Consider the following 11,578-nt stretch of genomic DNA (forward strand, 5'->3'; position numbering starts at 1 on the left):
TAAATAAAAAGCCCCCAACCAAAAGGCTGAGGGCTTGAATAGAATGTAGTCTTAAAGCTTATTTAACTTCTTCAAAATCTACATCGGTAACTTCATCATCTGTTCCACTACTTGCTTGTTGTCCGGCATTAGGATCAGCTTGAGCTTGTGCGCCACCTTGAGCTTGAGTATCTTGATACATATTCTGACTGGCTTCTTGCCATAATTGGTTTAAAGTAGCCATATGAGTATCAATAGCAGCTAAGTCTTTTTTCTGATGCGCTTCTTTTAAGTCAGCAGCAGCTTTTTCTATAGCTTCTTTTTTATCAGCAGGAACTTTATCGCCATATTCTTTTAATTGCTTTTCTGTTTGGAAAACCAAAGAATCAGCTTGATTTAGTTTATCAATTTCCTCTTTCATTTTTCTGTCAGCATCGGCATTGGCTTCAGCTTCAGCTTTCATTTTTTGAATTTCCTCATCAGATAATCCCGAAGAAGCTTCAATACGGATACTTTGTTCTTTTCCGGTACCTTTATCTTTTGCACTAACGTGTAAAATACCATTAGCATCAATATCAAAAGTAACTTCAATTTGAGGAACTCCACGTGGTGCAGGTGGTACTCCATCTAAATGGAATCTACCTAAACTCTTATTTTGAGCCGCCATTGGACGTTCGCCTTGTAAGATGTGAATCTCAACAGAAGGTTGATTATCAGCAGCTGTAGAGAAAGTCTCGGATTTTTTAACTGGAATTGTTGTGTTAGACTCAATCATTTTAGTCATTACACCACCCAAAGTTTCTATACCCATTGATAGAGGAGTAACATCTAATAAAAGAACATCTTTAACATCTCCGCTTAAAACACCACCTTGAATAGCAGCACCAATAGCAACAACTTCATCAGGATTAACACCTTTTGAAGGATCTTTTCCGAAGAATTTTTTTACTACTTCTTGAATTGCTGGAATACGAGTTGATCCTCCAACCAAAATAATTTCATCTATTTCAGAAGCTGATAAACCGGCATCTTTAAGTGCTAATTTACAAGGCTCTATAGTGCGTTGAACTAAATCGTGAGTTAACTGATCGAATTTTGCACGGCTTAATTTACGAACAAGGTGTTTTGGTACACCATCAACAGGCATAATGTATGGCAAGTTAATCTCTGTTTCGTTAGAAGCAGATAATTCAATTTTTGCTTTTTCAGCAGCTTCTTTCAAACGTTGCAAAGCCATAGGATCTTTTTTCAAATCCAAACCTTCGTCGTTTTTAAATTCTTGTGCTAACCAGTCGATAAGGACATGATCGAAATCGTCACCACCTAAGTGAGTATCACCATTTGTTGATTTTACTTCAAAAACACCATCGCCTAATTCAAGGATAGAGATATCGAAAGTACCGCCACCTAAATCATAAACGGCAATTTTTTGATCGTCTAATTTCTTATCTAAACCATATGCCAAAGCAGCTGCAGTAGGCTCGTTAATAATTCTTTTTACAGTTAAGCCTGCAATTTCACCGGCTTCTTTAGTTGCTTGGCGTTGTGAATCGCTAAAATAAGCAGGAACGGTAATAACCGCTTCGGTAACATCCTGTCCTAAGAAATCTTCAGCAGTTTTTTTCATTTTTTGCAAAATCATTGCTGAAATTTCTTGTGGTGTATATTTACGGTCACCTATAACAATACGTGGAGTATTATTATCGCCTTTAACAACTTTGTAAGGAACTCGATTAATTTCTTCTTGTGTTCTATCAAAAGTTTCACCCATAAAACGCTTTACCGAATTAATGGTTTGCGTTGGGTTTGTAATTGCTTGACGTTTCGCAGAATCGCCAATTTTACGTTCGTTATTATCTGTAAATGCAACAATTGAAGGAGTTGTTCTACGTCCTTCACTATTTTGGATAACAACAGGTTCGTTACCTTCCATTACGGCAACACAAGAGTTGGTAGTTCCTAAATCTATACCAATTATTTTTCCCATTTTTCTTTAATTTTATATTTTTTACTCAGTTTATTTTTCGTTGATGAATGCCATATCTCAATATTTATGCCATTGCAATTATTTATTTAGGATATGACAAAAGGGCAGAATTTTTATAGTAATTACGTCATTTCAAGCATTATATAATAATATATTGTAGATTTATTTGCTTTTAATCCATTAATTTCTTTTCTTGCTGTTGTGTTTAAGTTCGCTAGAAAGCCAAAGAATGAAGCTGATTATTAGATATTTTTTATTACTGATATTGTTATTTTTCTTTGTTAGAACTACTGTTCAAGCGCAGTTTTCTGTTGATAGTATTCTTTTACTAGCCGATAAATCTATTCCCGAAAAACGTATTACTCACTATTTTACCATAAGCGATTTTTACATTAATCAAAACCCCAAACTTGCTTTAAAATATAGTAACGAAGCATTGGCGCTCGCTAATAGTTTAGAAGATGATGAGTTAATTTCTGAAGCCTTCAAAAAAATAGGAGCAGTCTATTTACAAATGAAAAAATTCAACTTTGCCGAAAAGTATTTCAAGCAAGCTCAAGATATTTACGTTAAAAATAAAAACAAAAGAGGAATTGCTGATATAAATCGTTTTTTAGGTACACTTGCTGCTGATTGTGGTGATTTAGATAAAGCAAAGACCTATTATGATGAGTCTATAAGTATAGCTACCGGCATTTACGACACCTCACTAATGATACGTTCTTCGGTATTATTAGGAAATGTTTGGATGAAAAATGATAATTATGAGCAAGCTCTTAGGTATTATAATTCCGCATTGGTTTTACAAGAAAATAATAAATGTTGTATCGAAGAAGAAGCTAGAATATATAATAATTTAGGAGTGCTATTTTCAGAGCAAGGCAAATATACAAAGTCATTACATTACTATAAACAAGCAGCTGTTATTTACGATTCTTTAGATAATCAATTTGATTTAGGAAAGACCTATAATAATATTGGCAATATCTATTGGTGTACAGAAAATTACGAAACGGCTCAATTATATTATAATAAGAGTTTAAATATTCGTCATGAGCAAAATGATGATACGGGCGAAGCTTATGTGCTAAATAATTTAGGAATGTTATCAGGAAGTAGAGGCGATTTTGTTTCTGCTGCAGATTATTTTGAAAAATCATTGGAACTTTTTGAAAGACAGAAAAACAGAAACGGAATACTATTAACCACATATAATTTAGGAGAGGTTTATGCTGCAACACATCAATTTCAAAAAGCTGAAAAACATTATTACCAAAGCTTAGCTATAGCTCAAGAAGATGGCGCATTTGATGATGAATTGGATAATCTAAGAAGTTTAACAGATTTATACAAAGAGAATAAAGATTATAAAAAAGCCTTTGAAGTTTTTGACAGATATGTTACACTTAAGGATTCTTTAAGGAAATATTCTAACACCAATCAAATGATTGAATTAGAAGCTCGTTTTGATAAAGAAAAGAAAAAAACAACCTTAGCTTTTTTGCAACAAAAAATTGATAAAGAAAAGAAAAAAGCAAGTATAATTTATTGGAGTATGGGTTTAATTATACTTCTTTTCGTATCTGGTATTACTGCTCTTTTCTTAGTTTTTAGGAAACAAAATTTAAAAGCAGTTCATCAAAAATATCTTTTAAGTCAACAGTTTCTACAATATCAAATGAATCCCAATTTTTTGCATCAATCGTTGAATTATATTCGTGATTTTTTATACAAAAACAAAACTCAAGAAGCGGGGATTTATTTATCAAATTTTGCACGACTAATACGCACTTTTATAGAACATTCCACTTCTGAAGAAATAAATTTAGAAACAGAATTAGAGACAGTAGAACATTATTTTAAATTACGACAAGCAGGTTATGAAACAGCCTTTTCTTATAAAATTGAAATTGATGAAGAGCTTGAGCCTGAATTTATTCAACTTCCTCCATTTTTATTATTTCCTTTTATTGATATTTTATTAGGTCGTTTTGGTTTGAGCGATACTTTAAATATAAAACTTCAATTAAAAGCTAGTGAAAAATACCTGCTGTATAATACATATATTGATTTTTCGGGAAGCCATTTTTTGGATATTGATGATTTAAGACAAACACTTGAAGTTGTTTCCGAATCTGCCGAAATCAGAATGGATTTAATTTATAAGCTAACAAAGAAAAAAATAGAATTGAATTATAATTTAGAAATTAAAAAAGCGAATAAAAACCTTCTTTTACTACTTAAAGTACCTTTATCATCTTAGGCAAAAATTACGTTATTGCTTTTTTATTGAAAATACCTATATTTGAATAAAAATAATAACTCAATGAATAAGAACAATTACTGTGTAATAATGGCCGGCGGTATTGGAGCTCGCTTTTGGCCTATGAGCCGAACCTCACAACCCAAGCAATTTATTGATATTTTAGGTACCGGAGAAACTTTAATTCAACAAACAGTAAATCGTTTTTTAAAGATTTGTCCGGTTGAGAATATTTATGTTGTTACCAACGAAATTTATAAAGAACAAGTTAAGGAACAACTTCCTGATTTAAGTTATGAGCAAATTCTTTGCGAACCTGCCCGAAGAAATACGGCTCCTTGTATTGCTTATGCCAATTATAAAATAATGGAGAAAAATCCAGATGCTAATATTGTTGTAGCACCATCCGATCATATTATTCTAAAGGAAGATGTGTTTACCGATGTAATTACTTCTGCTTTACAAGCAGCCTCTGAAAACGATTGGCTTATTACTTTGGGAATAGAACCCAGTCGCCCGGATACCGGTTATGGCTATATTCAGTTTGATTCTAAAATTAGCGATAAACGCGATAATAGAATAAGGAAAGTAAAAACATTTACAGAGAAACCAGAGCTTAAAATTGCTGAGAAATTTTTAGAGAGTGGTGATTTTCATTGGAATGCCGGTATTTTTGTCTGGTCATTAAAAAGTATTACCAAAGCCTTTAAAAAACACCTTTCTGAAGTTGATGATATTTTTAAAGGCGGAATAGATGTTTATAATACCGATAAAGAAGCTGATTTTATTAAAAGTGCTTATTCTGTTTGCCGTAATATTTCAATCGATTTTGGGATTATGGAAAAAGCGGAGAATGTTTATGTTTTATCATCTGATTTTGGCTGGTCCGATCTTGGAACTTGGGGTTCTCTTTATGCAATTCGTCAAAAAAATGAAGATCATAATACCATTGTTGGTAAGAATGTTATGACTTACGATACGAATAATTGTGTGATTAATGTAAATAGCGATAAGCTCGTTGTTTTACAGGGTCTCGACGATTATATAGTTGTTGACGAAGGAAATATATTACTTGTTTGTAAGAAAAAAGACGAACAAAATATCCGCCAATTTGTTACCGATGTAAAAACGGAAAAAGGAGATCAGTTTGTTTAAATAAATACGATAAATAATATAAACGGCTGTTGCATTTTTTGCTTCAGCCGTTTCTTTTTACCTTTGCCTTATGAAAACCTTTTTGGCCAATTATCATACCCACAATCATTTTTGCGATGGCAAAGAAGCACCGGAAGAATATGTAAAAAAAGCAATAGAATTAGGCTTTAAAGCTTTGGGTTTTTCCAGTCATGCACCTGTTCTATTTAAAAACGATTACTCTATACCTCCAGAAAAACTGGGGGATTATTGTTCGGAAATTGAACGATTAAAAAATAAATATTCGGAGCAAATTGATTTGTTTTTGGCTTTAGAAGCCGATTATATCCCCAATAAAACACATGACTTTTCTTATTTCAGAAAAGAATGTGAACTTGATTATATTATTGGCTCAATTCATTTGGTGTTGGATCCCGCAACAGGGGAGATATGGTTTATCGATGGTGGCAAACAAGAAAAGTGGGATAAGGGTTTAGAAGTTGTTTTTAAGGGTGATATTAAAGCCGGCGTTAAAGCTTTTTATCATCAAACAAATAAAATGCTTGAAAATCAAAAGCCGGAAATTATAGGTCATTTTGATAAAATCAAAATGCATAACAAAAACCGCTTTTTTTCTCAAAAAGATAATTGGTATCAAAACCTAATCTACGAAAGCCTTCAGCTGATAAAGGAAAAAAACGTTGTAATGGAAATAAATACACGAGGTTTATATAAAGCTCGTTCGGATGAGTTGTTTCCAAGTATTTTCATTTTACAACAAGCTCAAGAAATGGGAATCCCTTTAATGCTAAATACAGATGCTCACCATCCCACAGAACTTTTGGGCTATTATTTTGAAGCAATAGAAATAATTAAGATGGCTGGAATAAAAGAATTATGGCATTATTCCAATAAAGGGTGGTTTTCAGAAAGCCTTATTTAAAGAGTTGTTCAAATTTACACTTCATCATTAAAGTACAATTATACTTTATTGAAAGGATAAATTTTGCTGTTTATTTCCTTGATTATTACTACTTTCGCAGCTTGAATTTTGTACGTTTAAACTAAGGAAATGGAATATAATTATAACGAGATTGAAAAAAAATGGCGCTCCTATTGGGCTGAAAATAAAACATTTAAAGTAGAAATAGATCATAATAAACCAAAATTCTATGTTTTGGATATGTTTCCTTATCCATCAGGCGCAGGTCTTCATGTCGGTCATCCATTAGGGTATATTGCTTCTGATATTTTTTCTCGCTATAAGCGAAACAAAGGATTTAATGTTTTGCATCCAATGGGATACGATGCTTACGGACTCCCAGCCGAACAATACGCTATTCAAACAGGAACTCATCCTGCAATTACAACAGAAAAAAATATCGCTCGCTATCGCGAACAATTAGATCAAATTGGCTTTTCTTTCGATTGGGACAGGGAAGTGCGTACTTCTGATCCGAAATATTATAAATGGACGCAGTGGACTTTTATACAACTTTTTAATTCTTGGTTTAATAAAGAAACTGAAAAGGCAGCAAGTATTAGCGACTTGATTACATATTTTAAAGAAAATGGAAACCAAAAATTAAACGCCGCTAATTCTTGTGAAAAAGAATTTACTGCTGATGACTGGAACGCTTTTTCATATAAAGAACAACAAGATATTTTAATGGCTTTCCGTTTGGCTTATTTAGCTGATATAGATGTAAACTGGTGTCCGGCTTTAGGCACTGTTTTAGCTAACGATGAAATTAAAGATGGCTTGTCAGAACGTGGTGGTCATCCGGTTGAAAAACGTAAGATGAAACAATGGTCTTTACGTATTTCAGCTTATGCACAGCGCCTGTTAGACGGGCTTAACAATTTGGAATGGACAGATTCTTTAAAAGAAACTCAACGCAATTGGATTGGTCGCTCTGAAGGTGCTTCGGTGAATTTTAAAATAAAAGGACACGATGAAGTTTTAGAAGTATTTACTACGCGCCCCGATACCCTTTTTGGTGCTACTTTTATGGTTATTGCTCCGGAACACGAATATATGGAAATGATTACTTCTGCTGAACAAAAAGCAGAGATAGAAGAATATGTTGCTTGGGCAAAAAATCGTTCGGAAAGAGAACGGATGTCAGAAGTAAAAAATATAAGTGGGAAATTTACAGGAGCCTATGGTATTAATCCTTTAACGGGAAAAGAAATTCCAATCTGGACAGCCGATTATGTGTTGAGTGGTTATGGAACAGGAGCTATTATGGCCGTTCCTGCTCACGATAGTCGTGATTTCGCCTTTGCGCGTCATTTTGATTTGCCCATTATACAAGTGGTTACTCAAGTTGGAGAAGAAATGAAACCCACTAGTGAGTGGGAAGATTCATACGATTCCAAAGAAGGAATTATGGTGAATTCCGGATTTATTAATGGATTGGAAGTTAAAAAAGCTATCACTACAACAATTAAGAAATTGGAAGAAATGAAGATTGGTTATGGCACAATCAATTACCGTTTACGCGATGCTATTTTTAGTCGCCAAAGATATTGGGGAGAGCCATTTCCTGTTTATTTTAAAGATGGTGTTGCTGAGGTTTTAGACGAAAAAGACCTGCCTTTAGCTTTGCCTGCGGTAGATAAATATTTACCTACCGAAAGTGGAGAACCACCTTTAGCACGTGCCGAAAATTGGAAAACCAAAGACGGATATCCAATAGAAACCAGTACTATGCCAGGATTTGCCGGATCGAGTGCTTACTATTATCGTTATATGGATCCGCATAACGATAATGAATACTTTTCGAAAGAAGCCAATAGCTATTGGGAGAATGTAGATTTATATATGGGGGGCGATGAGCACGCAACCGGACATTTGATGTATTCTCGTTTTTGGTCTATGTTTTTATTTGATTTAGGACTTACTGTAAAAGAAGAGCCTTTTAAAAAACTTATTAATCAAGGAAAAATTCAAGGAAGAAGTAATTTTGTCTATCGTGTAAATCATGAAAAATATGCCGAGTATTTACTTTGGGAATTCATAAAAATACAAGGAAGAGAAGATGAATTTATTAGAGATTATCGCGATGGTCATAGGAAGTTCGATTTTTATAATAAAAAAGAGAATTTAATTGTAGAGATTAAAAGCGAAGCCAAATTAGAAAAATTGGAATCTTATTACGAAGAGTATATTAAGGATACAAATAAAAAATTACTACTGATTCCGATTGCTGATATTCTTGAGTTTGATGAATCTTTGGTAGAAGAAGTAAAACAAGCCACAGAAGATAAACGTGAAGGTGTTATTTTTAAGCATAGAGAAATTAGAGAGCTGAAACCATTGTTTGTTTCTAAAAATGTAAAAGACAGAAAGCTGTTCTCAACACCAATACATGTTGATATTGATATAGTTCATAATGATATTTTGGATATTGAGGCTTTTAAAAATTGGCGTGAAGAATATTCTACAGCCGAATTTATTTTGGAAGACGATAAATATGTTTGTGGTTGGGAAGTAGAAAAAATGTCTAAGTCGAAGTATAATGTGCAAAATCCCGATGCTTTGATTGAAAAATACGGTGCCGACACTTTCCGTTTATACGAAATGTTTTTGGGCCCTATAGAGAATCATAAACCTTGGGATACTAATGGTATTGAAGGCGTTTTTCGTTTTATGAAAAAATTCTGGAAGTTGTATCATCCGGCAGGTAATTTTGAATTGAGTAATGCTGAACCAACAAAAGAAGAGTTGAAAATCCTACATCAAACCATTAAAAAAGTACAAGACGATATAGAGCGTTTTTCATTCAATACCAGCGTAAGTCAGTTTATGATTTGCACCAATCAGCTTAGCGATTTAAAATGCAATAAAAAAGCCATTTTAGAACCATTAACAATATTAATTTCATCTTTTGCTCCTCATATTGCCGAAGAGCTTTGGGAGAAAATGGGTCATACAAAAAGTATTATTAACGCGGAATTTCCTGTATTTATTGAAGACTATATTAAGGAAAATAATTTTTCGTATCCCGTTTCTTTTAATGGAAAAATGCGTTTTAAAATAGAGCTGCCCGTAACCATGGATAAAGCGGAAGTTGAAGCTGCTGTACTTGCTTCTCCGGATGCAGAACGTTGGTTGCAAGGAAAGTCACCCAAAAAAGTTATAGTGGTGCCCAAGCGTATTGTAAATGTTGTGATATAAAATGTCTAAACTCTCGCCGGAAGGCGTATAAATCAGATTAAGCTTAGCTTGGACCATTCTAAGCACTTTTTATTTTCAAAACACTCAACAGCAAATTTGGTTTTTCGTTAAATGCAATTTGTAAATTTTAAAGCAATAAAGCATAAAAAGCTCTTTCAAAATAAAATTGGGGTTTTTGCGTAGACTCCTGTTGTGCGGCACTCGAAGATTTAGCAACGCCACTAAGAATTATCAAAACTTTCATTTTTTGCAAGTTTTGATAATTTTTGATGTATATTTGCAATATGATAGAAAAAATTAGAAGAAGATATTATCTTGATAAGTTGCTTTCATATAAAGACAAAGACATAATAAAAGTTGTAACTGGTTTGCGCCGTTCCGGAAAATCTACTCTTTTACAAATGTTTAGGGATGATTTATCAAAAAAAGAAATAACAGATAAGCAAATACAATTTTACAATTTTGAATTACCTGAAAATTTTCTTAATAAATCTTGGGACAAACTCTATTTTGAAATAAAATCAAAACTGCATCCTGATAAAACGAATTACATTTTTCTTGATGAAATTCAGAATATTCCCGATTTTGAGAAATTAGTTGATGGACTTTATGCCACAGAGAATACAGATATTTATATTACAGGTTCTAACGCAAATTTATTATCAAGTGAATTAGCTACTTTGTTGAGTGGAAGATATATTGAAATTTCAATATTACCTTTTTCATTTTCTGAATATCTACAAGGCAGAAAAATAGACACAAGCAATAAGTATTTAAACTATGAAGCCTTGTTTTATGATTATGTAAATGAAACATCTTTACCCAAAGGAATTGATTTGCGAGAAGAAGGATATGATAAAATATACGAATATTTGAATGCTTTATATGTGACAATTATTGAAAAAGACATAACCCAACGACATAAAATTTATGATAAAAGAGCATTTAGTAATCTTGTTAAATTTTTGGCAAGTAATATTGGAAATCAAGTTTCTCCAAGCAGCATCTCAAAAGCATTAAAGGCAGATAATCAAAATATTCATCATAGCACTATTGAAAAATTTATTGAATATCTTATCGAAAGCTTTGTGTTTTACAAAGTTAATCGTTTTGATATAAAAGGCAAAAAACAACTTGCTACTTTGGAAAAGTATTATGTTGTAGATGTTGGATTACTAAATGTATTAGTTGGTAGAGAAAGAACAGCCGACAGAGGTCATATTCTTGAAAACATTGTATATCTTGAATTACAAAGAAGAGGTTATAAAATATGGACGGGTAGATTGCGTAATGCAGAAGTAGATTTTACGGTAAAAAATCGTGATGGAGAAATTGAATATTATCAAGTTTCTTGGGATATATTAAATGATGAAACTCAAAAAAGAGAATTTACACCATTGGAAACAATAAAAGATAATTACCCAAAATTTTTACTAACAACAGATGCTTTTACTCAAAATAGATATGGAATAATTCATAAGAATGTATTTGAATGGTTATTAGAAAAATAACTAAAAATAAAAAGAGCGACCGCACAATAAATAGCCTTCATTCGGCTTGAAGAGCCCTTGCTCGGTTTAATCTCTATATTAAGCTTAGCTTGGACCATTCCAAGTACTTTTTATTTTAAAAAAAATTGAAGTTTTTGCGTGAACTCACGTTGTGGGCAAACTTGAGAAGACTACAGCAGAAATTAGGAAATAAAAAGAAAAACCGTTTTACTGATACACAAGTTCAAAAACTAAAATTTAGGTTTTAAACACCACTCTTCGTTGATGTTTATTCGTAAATTCGCAAAGGAATAATAAAAAAAAGACATATCAGCATTACAAGACAAATTTGAAAATAAAAATATGAGTAAGGAAAAAATATCCATACGTTTTTTTGACGACCGAGAAGTACGTACTGTTTGGGACGAAAAGAACTCCAAGTGGTGGTTCTCGGTGTTGGATATTGTTGCTGTGCTTACCGACCAAAATGATTATACTAAAACCCGCAACTATTGGAAATACCTTAAAGCCAAGTTGAAGAA

General features: G+C 32.7%; 6 protein-coding genes. 5 read left to right on the forward strand and 1 reads right to left on the reverse strand.

Translation table 11 applies throughout. The features are described from left to right. Positions 1–58: 58 nt before the first annotated feature. Entirely contained in the window at positions 59–1,966 is a 1,908-nt protein-coding gene (dnaK, locus tag J7K39_10190) for a molecular chaperone DnaK (GenBank protein ID MCD6180258.1), read from the reverse strand. 229 nt (positions 1,967–2,195) lie between these two features. Between dnaK and J7K39_10195 the strand changes: the two genes are divergently transcribed. The 5 genes from J7K39_10195 to J7K39_10215 all read left to right on the forward strand — a co-directional run bounded on the left by J7K39_10195 (position 2,196) and on the right by J7K39_10215 (position 11,057). Next, positions 2,196–4,229, forward strand: a complete 2,034-nt coding sequence (locus tag J7K39_10195; protein ID MCD6180259.1) for a tetratricopeptide repeat protein — start codon at positions 2,196–2,198, stop codon at positions 4,227–4,229. 63 nt (positions 4,230–4,292) lie between these two features. After that, positions 4,293–5,384 (forward strand): mannose-1-phosphate guanylyltransferase, encoded by a 1,092-nt coding sequence (locus J7K39_10200; protein ID MCD6180260.1) that lies wholly within the window; start codon positions 4,293–4,295, stop codon positions 5,382–5,384. A 70-nt stretch (positions 5,385–5,454) separates the two neighbouring features. After that, complete coding sequence (locus tag J7K39_10205; GenBank protein MCD6180261.1) at positions 5,455–6,306, forward strand: histidinol-phosphatase; 852 nt, start codon at positions 5,455–5,457, stop codon at positions 6,304–6,306. 129 nt (positions 6,307–6,435) lie between these two features. Continuing rightward, positions 6,436–9,546, forward strand: coding sequence for a leucine--tRNA ligase (locus J7K39_10210; GenBank protein MCD6180262.1), 3,111 nt, complete (start codon positions 6,436–6,438; stop codon positions 9,544–9,546). A 284-nt stretch (positions 9,547–9,830) separates the two neighbouring features. Beyond that, positions 9,831–11,057 carry an ATP-binding protein gene (locus J7K39_10215; GenBank protein ID MCD6180263.1) on the forward strand — a complete coding sequence of 409 codons (1,227 nt, stop codon included), beginning with the start codon at positions 9,831–9,833 and terminating at the stop codon, positions 11,055–11,057. Positions 11,058–11,578 lie beyond the last annotated feature (521 nt).

Source organism: Bacteroidales bacterium (genome assembly GCA_021157585.1).
GTDB lineage: Bacteria > Bacteroidota > Bacteroidia > Bacteroidales > UBA12170 > UBA12170.

Bases quoted from the DNA above. Each gene is read 5' to 3' on its own strand.
- J7K39_10195 (MCD6180259.1), top strand. From the start codon at position 2,196: ATGAAGCTGATTATTAGATATTTTTTATTACTGATATTGTTATTTTTC.
- J7K39_10210 (MCD6180262.1), top strand. From the start codon at position 6,436: ATGGAATATAATTATAACGAGATTGAAAAAAAATGGCGCTCCTATTGG.
- J7K39_10215 (MCD6180263.1), top strand. From the start codon at position 9,831: ATGATAGAAAAAATTAGAAGAAGATATTATCTTGATAAGTTGCTTTCA.
- dnaK (MCD6180258.1), bottom strand. From the start codon at position 1,966: ATGGGAAAAATAATTGGTATAGATTTAGGAACTACCAACTCTTGTGTT.
- J7K39_10200 (MCD6180260.1), top strand. From the start codon at position 4,293: ATGAATAAGAACAATTACTGTGTAATAATGGCCGGCGGTATTGGAGCT.
- J7K39_10205 (MCD6180261.1), top strand. From the start codon at position 5,455: ATGAAAACCTTTTTGGCCAATTATCATACCCACAATCATTTTTGCGAT.